General features: G+C 60.3%; 16 protein-coding genes, 1 pseudogene and 1 riboswitch. Of the genes and pseudogenes, 9 read left to right on the plus strand and 8 right to left on the minus strand.

The annotated features are described in order from the left end of the window. Nucleotides 1–102 precede the first annotated feature (102 nt). A complete protein-coding gene (trhA, locus tag AACY19_RS12790; RefSeq protein WP_339450622.1) occupies nt 103–720 on the plus strand; it encodes a PAQR family membrane homeostasis protein TrhA in 618 nt (205 codons plus the stop codon). A 5-nt stretch (nt 721–725) separates the two neighbouring features. Beyond that, a pseudogene (locus AACY19_RS12795) lies at nt 726–818 on the plus strand (metal ABC transporter ATP-binding protein); the annotation flags it as partial. 77 nt (nt 819–895) lie between these two features. Here the strand turns inward: AACY19_RS12795 and AACY19_RS12800 are convergent. Beyond that, complete coding sequence (locus AACY19_RS12800) at nt 896–1,615, minus strand: 16S rRNA (uracil(1498)-N(3))-methyltransferase (RefSeq protein WP_339450624.1); 720 nt, start codon at nt 1,613–1,615, stop codon at nt 896–898. 152 nt (nt 1,616–1,767) lie between these two features. Next, nucleotides 1,768–3,174, minus strand: a complete 1,407-nt coding sequence (locus tag AACY19_RS12805) for an adenosylmethionine--8-amino-7-oxononanoate transaminase (RefSeq protein WP_339450626.1) — start codon at nt 3,172–3,174, stop codon at nt 1,768–1,770. 223 nt (nt 3,175–3,397) lie between these two features. On the opposite strand from AACY19_RS12805, the gene AACY19_RS12810 reads away from it, so the two are divergent. From AACY19_RS12810 to AACY19_RS12820, 3 genes are all read left to right on the plus strand, one after another. Next, nucleotides 3,398–5,167 carry a flavin monoamine oxidase family protein gene (locus tag AACY19_RS12810; protein ID WP_339450628.1) on the plus strand — a complete coding sequence of 590 codons (1,770 nt, stop codon included), beginning with the start codon at nt 3,398–3,400 and terminating at the stop codon, nt 5,165–5,167. A 345-nt stretch (nt 5,168–5,512) separates the two neighbouring features. Further along, a complete protein-coding gene (locus AACY19_RS12815; protein ID WP_339450630.1) occupies nt 5,513–6,064 on the plus strand; it encodes a cytochrome b in 552 nt (183 codons plus the stop codon). Nucleotides 6,065–6,095: 31 nt separating this feature from the next. Then, nucleotides 6,096–6,671 (plus strand): YceI family protein, encoded by a 576-nt coding sequence (locus AACY19_RS12820; protein WP_007913714.1) that lies wholly within the window; start codon nt 6,096–6,098, stop codon nt 6,669–6,671. Nucleotides 6,672–6,927: 256 nt separating this feature from the next. On the opposite strand, the gene AACY19_RS12825 is transcribed toward AACY19_RS12820, so the two are convergent. From AACY19_RS12825 to ahcY, 4 genes are all read right to left on the minus strand, one after another. After that, a complete protein-coding gene (locus AACY19_RS12825; RefSeq protein ID WP_339450632.1) occupies nt 6,928–8,805 on the minus strand; it encodes a DEAD/DEAH box helicase in 1,878 nt (625 codons plus the stop codon). Between the two features lie 222 nt (nt 8,806–9,027). Further along, a complete protein-coding gene (locus tag AACY19_RS12830; protein WP_339450634.1) occupies nt 9,028–9,840 on the minus strand; it encodes a substrate-binding periplasmic protein in 813 nt (270 codons plus the stop codon). A 169-nt stretch (nt 9,841–10,009) separates the two neighbouring features. Next, nucleotides 10,010–10,855 carry a methylenetetrahydrofolate reductase [NAD(P)H] gene (gene metF / locus AACY19_RS12835; RefSeq protein ID WP_339450636.1) on the minus strand — a complete coding sequence of 282 codons (846 nt, stop codon included), beginning with the start codon at nt 10,853–10,855 and terminating at the stop codon, nt 10,010–10,012. Between the two features lie 159 nt (nt 10,856–11,014). After that, complete coding sequence (gene ahcY / locus AACY19_RS12840; protein ID WP_250605838.1) at nt 11,015–12,424, minus strand: adenosylhomocysteinase; 1,410 nt, start codon at nt 12,422–12,424, stop codon at nt 11,015–11,017. Between the two features lie 23 nt (nt 12,425–12,447). Then, nucleotides 12,448–12,547: riboswitch (S-adenosyl-L-homocysteine riboswitch) on the minus strand. Between the two features lie 187 nt (nt 12,548–12,734). Between ahcY and AACY19_RS12845 the strand changes: the two genes are divergently transcribed. Beyond that, on the plus strand, nt 12,735–13,142 hold the full coding sequence (locus AACY19_RS12845; RefSeq protein ID WP_122594710.1) for a hotdog domain-containing protein: 408 nt from the start codon (nt 12,735–12,737) through the stop codon (nt 13,140–13,142). Between the two features lie 175 nt (nt 13,143–13,317). Further along, nucleotides 13,318–14,205 (plus strand): formate/nitrite transporter family protein, encoded by an 888-nt coding sequence (locus tag AACY19_RS12850; protein ID WP_339450644.1) that lies wholly within the window; start codon nt 13,318–13,320, stop codon nt 14,203–14,205. A gap of 149 nt (nt 14,206–14,354) precedes the next feature. On the opposite strand, the gene AACY19_RS12855 is transcribed toward AACY19_RS12850, so the two are convergent. After that, nucleotides 14,355–15,617 carry a cation:proton antiporter gene (locus AACY19_RS12855; RefSeq protein WP_339450646.1) on the minus strand — a complete coding sequence of 421 codons (1,263 nt, stop codon included), beginning with the start codon at nt 15,615–15,617 and terminating at the stop codon, nt 14,355–14,357. Nucleotides 15,618–15,710: 93 nt separating this feature from the next. Then, nucleotides 15,711–16,880: an MFS transporter gene (locus AACY19_RS12860; protein WP_339450648.1), complete on the minus strand. Its 1,170-nt coding sequence runs from the start codon at nt 16,878–16,880 to the stop codon at nt 15,711–15,713. A gap of 223 nt (nt 16,881–17,103) precedes the next feature. Between AACY19_RS12860 and AACY19_RS12865 the strand changes: the two genes are divergently transcribed. Then, nucleotides 17,104–17,937 carry an EamA family transporter gene (locus AACY19_RS12865; protein WP_339450650.1) on the plus strand — a complete coding sequence of 278 codons (834 nt, stop codon included), beginning with the start codon at nt 17,104–17,106 and terminating at the stop codon, nt 17,935–17,937. Nucleotides 17,938–17,975: 38 nt separating this feature from the next. Continuing rightward, on the plus strand, nt 17,976–18,359 hold the full coding sequence (locus tag AACY19_RS12870; protein ID WP_008081053.1) for an MAPEG family protein: 384 nt from the start codon (nt 17,976–17,978) through the stop codon (nt 18,357–18,359). Nucleotides 18,360–18,499: the final 140 nt, after the last annotated feature.

Raw genomic sequence — 18,499 nt, forward strand, 5'->3', positions numbered from 1 at the left:
TACCACGACGTGCGCAGGCCCGTGTTGAACAGAAACATTGCGCTTTTACGCTCAAGGCCCGAGCCTTGCGCGCTGCGGTAACGAATGTGAGGTGAGCAAGACATGTATCACGGAGAAAAACTCAACGCCTGGACGCATCTGGTCGGGGCAGTGGCAGCGTTTATCGGCGGCGTGTGGATGCTGGTGATTGCCAGCCTCGACGGCAGCCCGTGGAAGATTGTCAGCGTGGCGATTTACGCGGTTACCTTGCTGGTGCTCTACAGCGCTTCGACCGTGTACCACAGCGTGCGCGGGCGCAAGAAAGCGATCATGAAAAAGGTTGATCACTTTTCGATCTATTTGTTGATTGCCGGCAGTTACACGCCGTTTTGTCTGGTGACCCTGCGCGGGCCGTGGGGCTGGACGCTGTTCGGGATTGTCTGGGGGCTGGCGCTGATCGGCATCCTGCAAGAGATCAAACCGCGTTCGGAAGCGCGGATCCTGTCGATCGTGATTTATGCGGTGATGGGCTGGATCGTGCTGGTGGCGGTCAAACCGTTGATTGCGGCGCTGGGCACCACCGGGTTTGCCTGGTTGGCGTCGGGCGGGGTTTTGTACACGGTGGGGATTATCTTTTTTGCCCTGGATCACCGGCTACGGCATGCGCATGGCATCTGGCACTTGTTTGTGATTGCCGGGAGCTTGCTGCACTTTGTGGCGATCTTGTTTTATGTCCTGTAAATGTAATCCCTGTTGGAGCGAGCTTGCTCGCGAAGGCGTCAGGTCAACCAACTTTTTTGCTGAATGACACGCCGCATTCGCGAGCAAGCTCGCTCCCACATTGGATCTAGGGTGTTCACAAAATCTGTGTTCACCGGAGATCTACTGTGGGAGCGGGCTTGCTCGCGAAGGGGCCTTAGAAATCACCCCAAAGCTGCTGGGCCACCGCCAGCGCCACCACCGGCGCGGTCTCGGTGCGCAACACACGCGGGCCGAGGCGGGCGGCGTGGAAGCCGTTGCCCTTGGCCTGCTCGACTTCGGCATCGGTCAAACCGCCTTCAGGCCCGATCAGGAACGCCAAAGTCGCCGGTTTCGCATGACTGACCAATGGCTCGGCCACCGGGTGCAGCACCAGTTTCAATTCGGCTTCGGTCTGCTTGATCCAGTCCGCCAACATCACTGGCGGATGAATCACCGGCACCCGCGAACGCCCGCACTGCTCGCACGCGCTGATCGCCACCTGGCGCCAGTGCAGCAGGCGTTTGTCGGCGCGTTCGTCCTTGAGGCGGACTTCGCAGCGATCACTGAAGATCGGCGTGATTTCATTCACGCCCAGTTCGGTGGCTTTCTGAATTGCCCAATCCATCCGTTCGCCCCGGGACAGGCCCTGGCCGAGGTGGATGTGCAGCGGCGATTCAACCTGACCGGCGAATTGCTCGGTGATCTGCACGGTCACGCGCTTCTTGCCGACTTCCAGCAGCGAGCCCGAAAATTCATGGCCGGAGCCGTCGAACAACTGCACCGCATCGCCCTCGGCCATGCGCAGCACGCGGCTGATGTAATGCGCCTGGGCTTCCGGCAATTCGTGTTCGCCGGTGCTCAGGGGGGCATCGATAAAGAAGCGGGACAGTCTCATTTCGGGTCTCTGTAAAAATGTGAATCAGTTGGATCGGTGTCGACTTCATTCGCGAGCAGGCTCGCTCCCACAGGGGAATGCATTGCAGATGTGGGAGCGAGCCTGCTCGCGAAAACGGTCGTTCAAACACCGCAAATCTCAAGCAAGCCGAATCAACCCGGATCACGGAAACTGGGGTGGAAATCTTTCGGCACGGCGACGCTGACGCTGTCACGGGTAGCAATGTCGATGCCTTCGCTGGCGACTTCGGCGAGGAAGTCGATCTGCTCCGGGGTAATGACGTAGGGCGGCAGGAAATACACCACGCTGCCCAGCGGACGCAGCAGCGCGCCACGCTCCAGCGCATGCTGGAACACCTTCAAACCACGACGTTCCTGCCAAGGGTAGGCTTCTTTGGTGGCTTTATCCTTGACCATCTCGATGGCCAGAACCATGCCGGTCTGACGCACTTCAGACACGTTCGGGTGATCGACCAGGTGCGCCGTCGCCGAAGCCATGCGCTGGGCCAGGGCCTTGTTGTTCTCGATGACGTTGTCCTGCTCGAAGATATCCAGCGTCGCCAATGCCGCCGCGCACGCCAGCGGATTGCCGGTGTAGCTGTGCGAATGGAGGAAGGCGCGCAGGGTCGGGTAGTCGTCGTAGAACGCGCTGTAGACCTCATCGGTGGTCAGGCACGCCGCCAGCGGCAAGTAACCGCCGGTCAGGGCTTTCGACAGGCAGAGGAAGTCCGGGCGGATGCCGGCCTGCTCGCAGGCAAACATCGTCCCGGTGCGACCGAAGCCCACGGCAATCTCGTCGAGGATCAGATGCACGCCATAGCGGTCGCAAGCTTCGCGCAGCAGTTTGAGATACACCGGATGGTACATGCGCATGCCGCCGGCGCCCTGAATCAGCGGTTCGACGATCACTGCCGCGAGGCTGTCATGATGCTCGGCCAACGTCTGTTCCATGGCCGCGAACATATGGCGTGAATGTTCTTCCCAGCTCATGCCTTCAGGGCGCCCATAGCAATCCGGGCTCGGCACCTTGAGGGTGTCCATCAGCAGGGCTTTGTAGGTTTCGGTGAACAACGGCACGTCACCGACCGCCATCGCCGCCATGGTTTCGCCGTGGTAGCTGTTGGTCAGCGTGACGAAGCGCTTCTTGTTCGGCTGACCGCAATTGAGCCAGTAGTGAAAGCTCATTTTCAGTGCGACTTCGATGCAGGACGAACCGTTATCGGCGTAGAACACCCGGTTCAGGCCTTCCGGCGTCATCTTCACCAGACGCTCGGACAACTCGATCACCGGTTGATGGCTGAAACCGGCAAGAATCACGTGCTCCAGCTGATCGACCTGATCCTTGATGCGCTGGTTGATGCGCGGGTTGGCGTGGCCGAACACGTTGACCCACCAGGAGCTGACCGCGTCGAGGTAGCGCTTGCCTTCGAAGTCTTCGAGCCAGACGCCTTCACCGCGCTTGATCGGGATCAGCGGCAGCTGTTCGTGGTCTTTCATCTGGGTGCAGGGATGCCACAACACCGCGAGGTCGCGTTGCATCCACTGGTTATTCAGGCCCATTTACAGTCTCCTCGAGGCGGCTCGCGTCAGGCGCGGGCAAACAATCGCGCAAGCCTATGCAATGCGTCGCGCGGGAACAACCCATTGTGTCGATTGAGCTACTTTGTATGGGCGGATAGACGTCGCTGGCGGCGTTTTGATGGCTGACGTATTCTTCGCGGTTCTTTGGGTCGACTGGCCCGCAAAACTGCTTTTTCCTACGTGTATTTCCGGAGTTCGCTGAATGTCTGTCGGTTGGCTGCGCGCCTGTGCGCTGGTGGTGTTGGGGCTGTTCAGCGTTACAGCGCTGGCCAAGGATAAAACCGCAATCGTGATCGGTGGCGGCCTGTCGGGCCTGACCGCCGCTTATGAACTGCAAAACAAAGGCTGGCAGGTCACGCTTCTGGAAGCCAAGCCGAGCCTGGGCGGTCGTTCGGGCATGGCCACCAGCGAGTGGATCGGCAACGACAAGACCCAGCCAGTGCTGAACAAGTACGTTTCGACGTTCAAGCTGGGCACCACGCCGGCGCCGGAATTCGTGCGCACCCCGGGTTACCTGATCGACGGCGAGTATTTCTCCGCCGCCGATCTGGCCACCAGGCAGCCAGCCACCGCCGATGCCTTGAAGCGCTACCAGAAAACCCTCGACGATCTGGCGCGCTCGATTGACGACCCGCAGAACCCGGCGGCGACCAACACCCTGCACGCGCTGGACCAGATCACCGTAGCGAGCTGGCTCGACAAGCAGAACCTGCCAGCCACCGCGCGCCAGTTGATCAACCAGGACATCCGCACCCACTACGATGAACCTTCGCGTCTGTCGCTGCTGTACTTCGCGCAGCAGAACCGCGTGTATCGCGGCGTTTCCGACCGTGACCTGCGTGCTTCGCGTCTGGTCGGCGGCAGCCAGGTGCTGGCGCAGGCGTTCGTCAAACAGATCAAGACCATCAAGACCAACTCGCCGGTGTCTGCGATCACTCAGGACAAGGACGGCGTGACCGTCAAGGTCGGCAGTGTTGGCTACCAGGCTGACTACGTGGTGCTGGCTGTGCCGCTGCGCGCACTGAACAAGATTGCCCTGACCCCGGCGCTGGATGCCCAGCATCTGGCAGCGATCAAGGGCACCAACTACGGCTGGCGTGACCAGATCATGCTGAAGTTCAAGACGCCGGTGTGGGAAAGCAAGGCGCGCATGTCCGGCGAGATCTACAGCAACGCCGGCCTCGGCATGCTCTGGATCGAGCCCGCGCTGAAGGGCGGCGCCAACGTGGTGATCAACCTGTCCGGCGACAACGCCCGCGTGATGCAGGCGTTCGGCGACAAGCAAATGGTCGATCAGGTACTGATCCGTCTGCACGCGTTTTATCCTCAGGCCCGTGGCTCGTTCACCGGTTATGAAATCCGCCGCTACAGCACCGACCCGTCGATGGGCGGCGCGTACCTGGCTTACGGCCCGGGGCAGATCAGCAAGTTCTGGCGCCTGTGGGAACGTCCGCTGCAACGCGTGACGTTTGCTGGCGAACACACCGATACCTTGTACCCGGGCACGCTGGAAGGCGCACTGCGCACCGGTCAGCGTGCGGCCAGTCAGGTTGAAGACCTGGCGGCGGGCAAGTCGTTTGAACCGGCGAAAGTAGTGCCGGCTGCAGCAGCGGCGGGTGCGGCGGGTGCCGTGGCGGCGAAGAAGGGCAACTTCTTCACCAACCTGTTCGGCGGTTCGGATGACGACAAGAAGCCTGAGCCTGTGAAGGCGCCAGAGCCAGCTCCTGCTCCGGTCGCACCAGCGCCTGCGCCGACTCCGGCACCCGCGCCAGCTCCGGTGGAAGCACCGAAGCCTGCAGCTCCGGTCAAAGCCGAGCCAGCGAAAAAAGCGGCGGCCAAACCAGCGGCGAAGAAGCCGGCTGCGAAAACCGAGGCGAAAAAGCCTGCGGCCAAACCAGCGGCGAAAAAGGCTGAACCGGCGAAGAAGCCAGCGGCCAAGCCTGCTGCAACGACCGAGACCAAGGCGCAGTAAGCCTTGCGGTGAATGAAAAGCGCGGCGTTTATGCCGCGCTTTTTTTTGCCTGTGAGGGCCCCATCGCTGGCAAGCCAGCTCCCACAGGTTTCTGAGGTGAACGCAGAATTTGTGAACGCCACCGACCACTGTGGGAGCGGGCCTGCCCGCGATGAAGCCTGTCCAGACAGCGCATCATCAGGATCTGCCACCTAACTCCCGCCACACTTTCCCCGTTAATCTTTCCTTAACACGCCACTTACAGACTCTTGATCGTATTTCTCGATATTTCAAAGCAAAATTTTCCGCTTTAATTCGATAGATAACTCGCTAGTCTTGATTCGCAGTTCTCACAGGATTTGGGCAATGCAGCTACGTAACTCTTCTTCGCGCTATGGTTGGGTCAGCATGTTCATGCACTGGGGCGTGGCGCTGGTGGTCTTCGGGCTATTCGCGCTGGGCTTGTGGATGGTCGGGCTGGATTACTACAGCAGCTGGCGCAAAGACGCGCCGGATCTGCACAAGAGCATCGGCCTGGTGCTGCTCGGTGTGATGGTTTTACGGGTGCTGTGGCGCTTTATCAGCCCACCGCCGCCGACGCTGCAAAGCTACAGCCGCATGACCCGTCTCGGCGCCAAATTCGGCCACGGGTTTCTGTATCTGGCGCTGTTCGCTGTGATGCTTGCCGGTTACCTGATTTCCACCGCAGACGGTGTCGGGATTCCGGTGTTTGGCCTGTTTGAAGTGCCTGCACTGGTTTCCGGGCTACCGGATCAGGCAGATACCGCCGGGGTGATTCATCTCTGGCTGGCGTGGGCGCTGGTAATTTTTTCCGGTCTCCATGCGTTGGCAGCATTGAAGCACCACTTTATCGATCATGATGCGACCCTGACGCGAATGCTCGGTCGCAAAGCCTGAAATTCAACCTCGACTCAAAGGAAAAGAAAGCATGTTGAAAAAGACTCTGGCCGCTCTGGCAATCGGTTCTGCACTGCTCTCGGCCCAGGCCATGGCAGCGGACTACAAAATCGACAAGGAAGGTCAGCACGCCTTCGTTGACTGGAAAATCAGCCACCTGGGCTACAGCTTCATCCACGGTACTTTCAAAGATTTCGACGGCACGTTCTCGTGGGATTCGGCCAAGCCTGAAGCCAGCAAGATCTCGGTTGACGTGAAAACCGCGAGCCTGTGGTCGAACCACGCTGAACGTGACAAGCACATCGCCAGCAAAGACTTCCTGGATGTTGGCAAGTTTGCTGATGCCAAGTTCGTCTCCACCGCCGTTAAATCGACCGGTGAAAAGACGGCTGATGTGACTGGCGATCTGACCCTGCACGGTGTGACCAAGCCTGTGACCTTCAAGGCCACGTTCAACGGCGAAGGCAAGGACCCATGGGGCGGCGAGCGTGCTGGCTTCAACGCCAAGACCACCCTCAATCTGAACGATTTCGGGATCAAGGGCCCAGGTCCTACCTCGCAAACTGCGGATCTGGACATCTCGCTGGAAGGCGTGAAAGTTAAATAACTTTCGCTCTGCCACACAAAAACGCCCCCGGTCGAAAGACCGGGGGCGTTTTTTATTGCCCGTCATACACATCCCCTGTGGGAGCGAGCCTGCTCGCGAAAGCGGTCATTCAGGCAACATCATTGCTGACTGACCCGCCGCCTTCGCGAGCAGGCTCGCTCCCACAGGGAATATGCGGTGATTCAGGGGGATTTGTAGCGCCATAAAAAATGCCCCGGCTCTTTCGAGACGGGGCATCTTTTATGGCGACGTTAACTCAGCGATTGCGGGTCAGCAGCGCTGGTTTTTCGCCACGTGGGCGGCTTGGCAGTTGGTCGAGCTGCTCAGGCGTCGGGAAGCGGTCGGCTTTCGATTCCTTGTGCATGATCTTCGGGCCAGTGCTGCGCGGGTTCTGCACGGCGGGTTCGCTGCGTGGCTGATCGTCACGGGCCGGACGGCGGTTGCGCGACGACGAGGCGGAATCGTCACGACGACCCGACTGACCATCACGCGGTGCACCGTTGCGCGGGCCGCTGCGTTTGCCTGGCGGGGTGCCGGTGCTCGAACCGTTGCTGTTGCGCGGGCCGTTCTGGCGACCTTGCGACTGACCGCCGCGTGGTGCGCCGGAACCTGCGCCCTGGGCCGGTGCGCCTGGACGACGACCACGGCCGCCGGCTGGAGCCGCCTTCGGCACGTAGTCAACGCGGTTACCGAAGTTATCGATATCGTCGTCGAGGAACTCGTCCGGTGCCCGATCAGCTGCGGCGCGCGGCGGCTGGCTCGGACGCTGTTCACGGCTCGGGGTACCTTCGCGCGGCTTCTGCTGACGGGCAGGGCGCTCGCCACGTTCACCGGCCGGTTTTTCCTTGCCCTTGTCCTTGCCTTTGTCCTTGCGACCGCCGCCACCGCCGCCGCCATTCGGGCCGTCGCCGCGTGGGCCACGTGGATTGCGCGGGTTGCGCATGTCCGGACGCTCACGGGCTTCCGGCTTCTCGGCTTCAATGGTGCTCGAATCGAAGCCCATCAGGTCGCCGTCGGCGATTTTCTGCTTGGTCATGCGCTCGATGCTTTTCAGCAGTTTTTCTTCGTCCGGGGCAACCAGCGAGATCGCCTCGCCCGAACGACCGGCACGGCCAGTACGGCCGATACGGTGAACGTAATCTTCATCGACGTTCGGCAGTTCGAAGTTGACTACGTGCGGCAACTGATCGATGTCCAGGCCGCGTGCGGCGATGTCGGTAGCCACCAGGATGCGCACCTGGTTGGCCTTGAAGTCGGCCAGCGCTTTTGTCCGCGCGTTCTGGCTCTTGTTGCCGTGGATCGCCACAGCCGGCAAGCCGTGTTTGTCCAGGTATTCGGCCAGACGGTTGGCGCCGTGCTTGGTACGGGTGAAGACCAGCACCTGTTCCCACGCGCCGGCGGTGATCAGGTGTGCCAGCAGCGCACGCTTGTGGCTGGCAGGCAGACGGAAGACGCGTTGTTCGATGCGCTCGACCGTAGTGTTCGGCGGCGTCACTTCGATGCGTTCCGGGTTGTGCAGCAGCTTGCCGGCGAGGTCGGTGATGTCCTTGGAGAACGTCGCCGAGAACAGCAGGTTCTGACGCTTGGCGGGCAGGCGTGCGAGGACTTTCTTCACGTCGTGGACGAAACCCATGTCGAGCATGCGGTCGGCTTCGTCGAGTACGAGGATTTCAACGTGGGACAGGTCAACGCTGCCCTGGCCGCAGAGGTCGAGCAGACGGCCAGGGCAGGCGACGAGGACGTCGACGCCACGGGACATGGCCTGAACCTGAGGATTCATGCCGACACCGCCGAAAATGCAGGCGCTGACGAATTTCAGGTCACGGGCGTAGATCTTGAAGCTCTCGTGAACCTGGGCCGCGAGTTCGCGGGTCGGGGTCAGGACCAGTACGCGCGGTTGGCGCGGGCCGTGACGCTGGGATTTGTCCGGGTGACCGTTGGGGAACAACCGCTCCAGGATCGGAAGGGCGAAACCGCCGGTTTTACCGGTACCTGTCTGTGCCGCAACCATCAGGTCGCGACCTTGCAACACGGCGGGAATGGCCCGCTGTTGCACCGGAGTAGGCTCGGTATAGCCCGCATCTTCGATGGCGCGGACTAAAGCCTCGGAGAGACCGAGGGAAGCAAAGGACATGAGTAATCCTGTTTTAGTTAGGGCTTGGCCCAATGGGAGTCTTGCCTGGCGCGAATGGCGTTTAAGAGGACGCAATCCCGTCCGGTCCTGCTGCGGTTCCGAAGGCACGTCTGGAGCGCTCGCGCGGGCTGCAAAGCTGCGCTGTAGCGGGTCGAGAGGCCTGTTACGGTTCCGGGCGTCCGGGCGTGAGCCTGGCGGGAACGCCGGAGTATAACAGAGCAATCACTGCGCGCTGCTTTCCTGCTGCTCAACGGTTTCACTGCTCACCGACGCATTGCTCATCGGCGCGTCGCTGACCGGTGCTGCGCCGTAGCGTGCGCTGAGCTCGGCGTAGGCCGGTTCGCGCTTGAAGCGCTTGAGTTCGGCGCCGAATCGCTGCACCAGCAAATCCATGCCGGCGTTGCGGCGAACCGCCAGATATTGGCTCTGACGACTGATAACCGTCGGGTTCTCAGTGATCTGATCGCGAATATCCAGCTCATCGAGCAAATGCTGGCCCACGCGGCGATCGGTGATCAGCAAGTCGATGCGACCGCGCACCAGTTTGCCGAAGTTGGCTTCGTGGGTCGGTGCCGGTTCACGGGTAAACAACGTTGATTCGCTGAAATCGGGGCTGTACAGATAACCTGGCGAAGTGCCGATGGTCAGGCCTTTGAGCTCTTCGAGTTTGCTGAACGGGTGCGGCCGGTCGTTGGCGTAAAACAAGACGAACTCAACGTCCGACAGCGGCTCGACGGGATAGAGCAGGGTGGCGTCGCGCTCTTCGCTGTGAAAGATATCCAGCGCACCGTCAGCCTGACCGGTCTCAAGCATCGACAGGCAACGCTTCCACGGCAGGAACTGCCATTCGACTTCGATGCCCAGGCGTTTGAAGACAATGGCGGTGGTCTCGTAATCCAGCCCGAGTTTTTTACCGTTTTCTTCATACACGTAAGGCGCCCACGGCTCGGTGACAATACGCAGCTTCTCGCCTCGAGCAGCAAAGCTCAGGCAAGCAAAAACCAGCACGGCGAATAACTGTGTGATCAAAGGCATGGCTTGAGATTACGACGAGAAACGCGAAAGAGCCAGAAAGTGCCTGCACAAGCTCTAAAACGGGGATTCAAACGCAAAAAATCGCAGCGCCGCCAACCCCTGTAGGAGTTGCCGAAGACTGCGATCTTTTGATCTTGCTTGTCGCTTTCAGCTTGAAGCTTGTGCTGCTTCAGCGCGGCAACTTCAGGTTATTCCAGATCGCCAGGCTAGGTTCTGCCTGGTTCATGGAATAGAAGTGCAGCCCCGGTGCGCCACCCTGCAACAGGCGTTCGCACATCTCGCTGACGACTTGCTCACCAAAGCGCTGAATGCTTTGGGTGTCATCGCCGTAGGCTTCCAGTTGCTTGCGCACCCAGCGCGGGATTTCCGCACCGCAGGCATCGGAGAAGCGCGCGAGTTTGCTGTAGTTGGTGATCGGCATGATCCCAGGGACAATCGGCAGATCGACACCCTGCGCCTGCAAACGGTCGACGAAATAGAAGTAGCTGTCGGCGTTGAAGAAGTACTGGGTGATCGCGCTGTCGGCGCCGGCGCGGGCCTTGCGCACGAAGTTGGCGAGATCGTCTTCGTAGTTGCGTGCTTGCGGATGCATCTCCGGGTAAGCAGCGACTTCGATGTGGAAATGATCGCCGGTTTCTTCACGAATGAATTCAACCAGTTCATTGGCGTGACGCAGCTCACCGCTGGTCATGCCCATGCCGGACGGCAGGTCACCACGCAGGGCGACGATGCGCTTGATGCCGGCAGCCTTGTACTCGTTCAGCAGGCCGCGCAGGTCGTCCTTGCTGTCGCCGACGCACGACAGGTGCGGTGCGGCCGGGACTTTGACTTCGCTTTCCAGTTGCAGAACGGTGTTGAGGGTGCGATCACGGGTCGAACCACCAGCGCCATAGGTGCAGGAAAAGAAATCAGGGTTGTAAGTGGCCAACTGACGGGCAGTGGCGAGCAGTTTTTCATGCCCAGCATCGGTCTTGGTCGGGAAGAACTCGAAGCTGTAGCGACGGTCTTGGGACATGGTCATACCCTTGGAAACAAGAACCTTCGAGGCGCTGCAGTCCCATGTGGGAGCGGGCTTGCTCGCGAAGACGGCGGGTCAGACAACAAGGGTGTTGAATGTTGAACCGCCTTCGCGAGCAAGCCCGCTCCCACAGGGAGAGCGAGCAGTCAGCGCCTGTTAGTAGCGGTAAGCGTGCGGCTTGAACGGGCCTTCGACGGTCACGCCGATGTAGTCAGCCTGTTGCTTGGTCAGTTGAGTGACCACGCCGCCGAAGCCACGGACCATTTCCAGGGCCACTTCTTCGTCGAGTTTCTTTGGCAGTACTTCAACGGTCAGGCGCTCGGCTTTCTGGGCTGGCGACAGGTCGGCGTATTTCTGGCCGAACAGGAAGATCTGCGCCAGAACCTGGTTGGCGAACGAACCGTCCATGATGCGGCTTGGGTGGCCAGTGGCGTTACCCAGGTTCACCAGACGGCCTTCGGCCAGCAGGATCAGGTAGTCGTCGTTCTGCGCGTCGAAAGCGCCCGGCCCGGTACGGTGGATCTTGTGTACCTGTGGCTTCACTTCTTCCCATGCCCAGTTCTTGCGCATGAAAGCGGTGTCGATTTCGTTGTCGAAGTGACCGATGTTGCAGACAACGGCGCGCTTCTTCAGGGCTTTGAGCATGTTCGCGTCGCAAACGTTGACGTTACCGGTGGTGGTCACGATCAGGTCGATCTTGCCCAGCAGCGCTTTGTCGATGCTCGCTTCGGAACCGTCGTTGATGCCGTCGATGAACGGCGAAACCAGTTCGAAACCGTCCATGCAGGCTTGCATGGCGCAGATCGGGTCAACTTCGGAAACCTTGACGATCATGCCTTCCTGACGCAGGGACTGAGCGGAGCCCTTGCCCACGTCACCGTAGCCGATGACCAGCGCTTGCTTGCCGGACAGCAGGTGGTCGGTGCCGCGCTTGATCGCGTCGTTCAGGCTGTGACGGCAGCCGTACTTGTTGTCGTTCTTGGACTTGGTCACCGAGTCGTTGACGTTGATGGCCGGGATTTTCAGCTCGCCCTTGGCCAGCATGTCCAGCAGACGGTGTACGCCGGTGGTGGTTTCTTCGGTCACGCCGTGAACGCGGTCCAGAACGGCCGGGTATTTCTTGTGCAGCAGCTCGGTCAGGTCGCCGCCGTCGTCGAGGATCATGTTGGCGTCCCATGGCTGGCCATCCTTCAGGATGGTCTGCTCCAGGCACCACTCGTACTCTTCTTCAGTCTCGCCTTTCCAGGCGAAAACCGGGATGCCGGCAGCAGCGATAGCGGCAGCAGCCTGATCCTGAGTGGAGAAAATGTTGCACGACGACCAGCGTACTTCGGCACCCAGGGCAACCAGGGTTTCGATCAGCACGGCCGTCTGAATGGTCATGTGGATGCAGCCGAGGATCTTGGCGCCTTTCAACGGCTGTTCGCCAGAGTACTTGCGACGCAGACCCATCAGGGCCGGCATTTCCGATTCGGCGATAATGGTTTCGCGACGGCCCCAGGCAGCCAGGGACATGTCGGCAACTTTGTAATCGTTAAAATCTGCAGGCGTGATAACAGCGCTCATGAAGAGCCTCCATTCGTAATGTATGCGAATGGGCGCCGTTGTGCGTTTAGTGTCCAGCCTATGGCCGGTCAACGCCCCATCCGAGCCTGACAGGTAGAACCTGCTGCAGCGCCCCTCGGACAGGTGGCGGGAAAACGGCAGTAGCCGTTCTGAATCGGTGGCGATTATAGCTTTCTTCGCCCGGCTAGTGGCAAGTAACAAGCTACAAGCGGCAAGTCACTGCGAATCTGCTTTAACTTGCAGCTTGTCGCTTGTTACTTGAAGCTGGGGGAGTAAACCTAATGCCCAAACACCTCGGAGTCCGTCCCCCATGAATTTCCACACCCGCAAATGGGTAAAACCCGAAGACCTGAACCCCAACGGCACCCTGTTCGGTGGCAGCCTGTTGCGCTGGATCGACGAAGAAGCGGCGATTTACGCCATCGTGCAGTTGGGCAATCAGCGCGTGGTGACCAAGTACATTTCCGAAATCAACTTCGTCAGCGCCTCACGTCAGGGCGACATCATCGAGCTGGGCATCACCGCCACCGAGTTCGGGCGCACCTCGATCACCCTGACCTGCGAAGTGCGCAACAAGATTACCCGCAAGAGCATTCTCACCGTTGAGAAGATGGTTTTTGTGAACCTCGGTGAAGACGGCCTGCCGGCGCCGCACGGGCGCACCGAGATCAAGTACGTCAAAGACCAGTTTCAGGAAGATGAACTCGTTACCCAGTGACATCGGCGGCGTGGCCTTCGCGAGCAAGCCCGCTCCCACCAGTACAAAGTGATCTCTGTGGGAGCGGGCTTGCTCGCGAAGGCGGTTGGGCAGTCACCGAAGATTCATCTGGCCACTGAACAGCCATGAGTCGCTGGGGTCGTAGGTAAACACCACCCCCCACGGTTCCCACGCCATGAGCACCCCGACAGACGGCAAGACCCCAGACCTCTCGGCCGATGAGCAACACGAAGTCGAGAAAAATCAGCCGCCCCGCGCGGCCGTTCTGCATGAAATCATTCGCACCCAAGGCGATCAGGAGCTCGAGCGCAGCATCGCCGCACTCTGGTGGTCGGCGCTGGCGGCCGGGCTGACCATGGGTCTGTCCCTGATGGGCATGGGCTTGCTCAATTCGCGCCTGCCCGAGGGTGACGAATTCAAGGTGATCGCCAGTTTCGGTTACTGCGCAGGCTTTCTTGCGGTGATCCTCGCCCGCCAGCAACTGTTCACCGAAAACACCTTGACCGCCGTGTTGCCGGTCATGACCAAACCGAACCTTAAAAACTTCGGCCGGCTGATCCGCCTGTGGACGGTGGTGCTGGTCGGCAACCTGTGTGGCACGATTCTGGTCGCATACGTGATGCTCGAACTGCCGATCTTCGACAGCAAGACTGACCAGGCTTTCCTCGAAATCGGCCGCAAGGTCATGGAAAACCACGCCAGCCAGATGTTCGCCAAAGGCATCGTCTCCGGCTGGATGATCGCCACCATGGTCTGGATGATTCCGTCCATGGAGAGCGCGAAGATGTGGATCATCATCCTCATCACCTATCTCATGGCACTCGGCGACTTCACGCACATCGTCGTGGGGTCGGCGGAGGTGTCGTACCTGGTGTTTGCCGGCGAATTGCCGTGGAGTGATTTCTGGATGGTCTTCGCCGGGCCGACGCTGGCAGGCAACATCATTGGCGGCAGCTTCATCTTCGCGCTGATCAGTCATGCGCAGATTCGCAGTGAGAGTGGGGCGCCAAAGCCGGATAAGCCCGGCTCTGGCAAAACCCGCGAGGGTGACTCAGATAGATAGACAGGCGGACAGATCGCTCAGCGCTACCTCGACGAGCAGGCGATAGAACCGAACGTGCTGTGTGAGCTGGCCGTTGGCGATGCGGCACCTGCTCAAGGTGCTCTGCGGTGCGTCATGAACGTATGCCACGACGGCACCGCAGTGATGCATCAATGCACGGCTTCAGTCGCAGCATTCGGCTCGTCGCGAGTGGCGTGCTTGACCAGTTTGCCGATGGTCAGGCCCTGCAACAGGATCGACGACAGCACCACGATATACGTGATGCTCAGCAGCAGATCGCGTTCCGGGCCCAGCGGCAGGGCCAGCGCCAGTGCGACGGAAACACCACCGCGCAAACCACCCCAGGTGAGAATCCTGATGGTTCCGCGCGGCACCGTGCGCCAGCGGCGCAGCAGGACGATCGCCGGCGCCACGGTGAGCAGGCGCGACAACAGAATCGCCACCGCCAGCAAACCTGCCGCCGCCATGTGCAGCCAGTTGAACGGGAGCAGCAACAACTCCATGCCGATCAGTGCGAACAGCAGTGCGTTGAGCATGTCATCGAGCAACTCCCAGAAACCGTCGAGATAGCGGCGAGTCATGTCATTCATCGCCAGATTGCGCCCGACGTTACCGATGATCAAACCCGCGACCACCATCGCAATCGGCGCTGATACGTGAATTTCGGTGGCCATCGCCGAACCGCCAATGACCAGCGCGAGGGTCAGCATCACGGTGATCTGATGCTGTTCGACACTCTTGATCATCCGGTACACCAGATAGCCGATCAGCCCGCCAAACAGTACACCGCCCACCGCTTCGTGAACGAAGAGCATGGCCGTGGCACTGATGGTCGGGGTTTCGCCGAGTTGGGCGATGCCCAGCAACACGGTGAACACCACCACAGCGGTGCCGTCATTGAACAGCGATTCACCGACGATGGTGGTCTTCAGCGGCTTGGACGCGTTGGCGGTCCGCAACACGCCGAGCACCGCAATCGGGTCCGTCGGCGAAATCAGCGCACCGAACAACAGGCAGTAAAGGAAGCTCACGTGCCAGCCGAACAGCGCAAAGATGTAATAGGCCAGGCTGCCGATCACGGCCGTGGCGATCAATACGCCGAAAGTTGCCAGCAGGCCGATGGGCCAGCGATAGCTGCGCAGGTCGTTGAGGTTGACGTGCAGGGCGCCGGCGAAGAGCAGAAACGAGAGCATCCAGTTCATCAGCAGATCGCCGAAATCGATCTGGCCGATCAGTTGCTGCACGCGTTCTTCGAGACCGGGATAACCAAGTACGCTCAGGCCTTGCAGGATCAGCGAGAACAGCAGAGCAGTGACCATCACGCCGATGGTTGGCGGCAGTCCGATGAAGCGGAAGTTGACGAAGGTAAGGAGGGTGGTCAAGCAGATAAAAGCGGCGACAAGTTCAAGCATCCGGGGTCCTTTGGATGAGGGGTAGAAAGACAGTGCACCGATTGCTCGGTGCTGTGATTGGAGGGTGTGAAGGCGCGTTGTGGCACAACGCAATCAGCCGGGCACATTGACCGCAGCGGCGCCACGACGTTGCAGGTAGATAAAGAAAAGCGCTGTCAGTACCGTCAGTACGCCGACCAGCGCGCCGGTCCACGGCAGATCCGCCAGATCCGCGCCGCTGGCAACCACCAGCCCGCCGATCCATGCACCCGCCGCGTTACCGAGATTGAAGGCGCTCTGGTTCAGGGTCGAGCCGAGGTTCGGCGCTTCGTGGGCCTGATCGATGATCAGCAGTTGCAGGATCGGACACAGGGCGAAGGCAAAAATGCCCCACAGCACCAAGGTGATTGCTGCCGGAATCACTGAACGGCTGGTTTGGCTGAACGCTGCCAGAATCACTACCACCGCCAGCGCAACACCGACCAGTGATGGCAGCAAACGGCTGTCCGCCAGGCGTCCGCCGAGCATGCTGCCACCGGTCAGGCCGACGCCAAACAACAGCAGCATGACGGTCACGCCGTGGGGGCTGACACCGGTGATGTCTTGCAGGATCGGGGCGATGTAGGTGAACACGCTGAACAGGCTGGTCGATGCCAGCACACTCATGCCCAAGGCCAGCAACACGTTGACCTTGCCCAGCACTTTGAACTCGCTGGCGAGGTTGGCCTTGTCCATCGGGATGTGTTTTGGCAGCCACAACCATTGTGCCAGTGCGGCGACTACACCGATCACCGAAACGGCCCAGAAGGTCGAGCGCCAGCCAGCGTACTGACCGAGCGCAGTGCCCAGCGGCACGCCGAGGACGTTGGCCAGTGTCAGGCCAGTGAACATCATGGCAATCGCTTGCGCCCGCTTGTTTGGCGCGACCAGTCCGGCGGCGACCACCGAGCCGATGCCGAAGAACGCGCCGTGGCACAGCGCAGTGACCACTCGCGCGGCCATCAGCGTTGCGTAGTTCGGTGCCAGTGCACAGAGCACGTTGCCGAGAATGAACATCAACGTCATGCCCAGCAGTGTGGCCTTACGCGGCATGTTCGCGGTGCCGATGGCCAGGATCGGCGCACCGAACACCACGCCGAGGGCGTAACCGGTGATCAACAGACCCGCGTGTGGAATGCTCACCGCGAGGTCGCGGGCGACGTCGGGCAGCAGGCCCATGATGACGAATTCAGTGGTGCCGATGCCGAACGCGGCAACAGCGAGTGCAAACAAGGCGAGTGGCATGCGCGAGGTCTCTGTCGTTAATCTTGACGCGTTGATCAGGCATACGCAGGCCGACGACCGTTCTCGAAAGAGCACGGGCCAGTCAGGGATTATTGGAGTTTTTCTGTGCGCAAGTGAGTGCGGCGTGGTCGGTTGCAGTATAAACAGCTGCCGACACATCGAGAATCAATAATCTGACTATTCGGATTTTCCCTGCAGGGCGAATAAAAACAAGGAGTGAAACGTGCTGGCGACAGCTCTGGTATTAGTGGCGGCGCTGTTGCATGCGACGTGGAATACCCTGATCAAGTTCAGCGCCGAACGGCTGCTGGTAGTGGCGTGCATGGACACTGTGGCGCTGTTGGTGGTCGCCATCTCGTTGCCATTTGTGCGCTTGCCACCCATGGACATCTGGCCGTGGATTCTGGCGTCGGCCGCTTTCGAACTGCTCTATCGCTACCTGCTGATTCAGGCCTATCGGGTCGGCGATCTCGGGCTGGTCTATCCGTTGATGCGTGGGTTGTCGCCGCTGGTGGTGCTGGCACTGACCCTGATCTTTGCCGGCGAAGTGCTCACCACGCAGCAGATCGTCGGGATCATGTTGATTCCGCTCGGCATGGTCTGCCTGCTCTGGCAGGGCGGTGGCGGCAAGCACTTGCCGTGGTCGATGTTGCCGGTGGTGGCGCTGATCGGCGTGTGCATCGGTTGCTATACCTACATCGATGGCCAGGCGTTGCGACGCTGGTCGCATCCGCTGGATTACCTGGTCTGGGTCACGCTGCTCAGCGCTTGGCCTTTTCCGTTGCTGGCGTGGGTCGCCAGGCGCCCGGTGTTCATGCTGTTCTGGCGTGAGCAATGGAAGCTCGGGCTGGCGGTGGGCTTCTGCGTATTGGCCAGCTACGCTCTGGTGCTGTGGGCGATGCAGTTGGGCTCGATTGCAGAAGCAGCGGCGTTGCGCGAGATCAGTGTGATCCTGGTGGTGCTGTTCGGCATGCGCTACCTCAAAGAACCTTTTGGCCGGCCACGGCTCTTAGCCTGTGGGCTGGTATTGATCGGCATGCTGATCATGAAATTCTGACGGCCCGCGAATTTTATAACTCGAAAAAGGACGGCGTTATGACGGTAGCTCTCTGGTGTGTGTTGATCGCGATTTTTCTGCCGTATATCTGCACGGGAGTGGCCAAGGCTGTGGGCGGCTACCGGCTGAGTGACAACCATGATCCGCGCGACTTTCTGGAAAGTCTCAACGGTGTGGCGAGGCGGGCGCATGCGGCGCAAATGAACAGCTTCGAAGTGACCCCGGCGTTTGCCGCGGCGGTCATCGTTGCGCATCTGGTGGGGACGGCGGAACTGGTGACGGTGAATGTGCTGGCCGTTCTATTTATCACCAGTCGCCTGTTGTACATCATTTGCTATCTGGCGGACTGGGCGATCTTGCGGTCGCTGGTGTGGTTTGTGGGGATGGGGTTGATTGCTTCGTTCTTCTTCGTGTCTGTCTGACCATTGGGTGTTGCTGCAGGCCTCTTCGCGGGCAAGCCCGGGCCCGCAGGTTTCTTTGGTGTACACCGAGTGCGGGTTCACCGTTGATACCTGTGGGAGCGGCCTTGCCCGCGAAGGCCATTGATCAGGCCAGGAACACC

Source organism: Pseudomonas sp. EA_5y_Pfl2_R50 (genome assembly GCF_963970475.1).
Lineage (GTDB): Bacteria > Pseudomonadota > Gammaproteobacteria > Pseudomonadales > Pseudomonadaceae > Aquipseudomonas.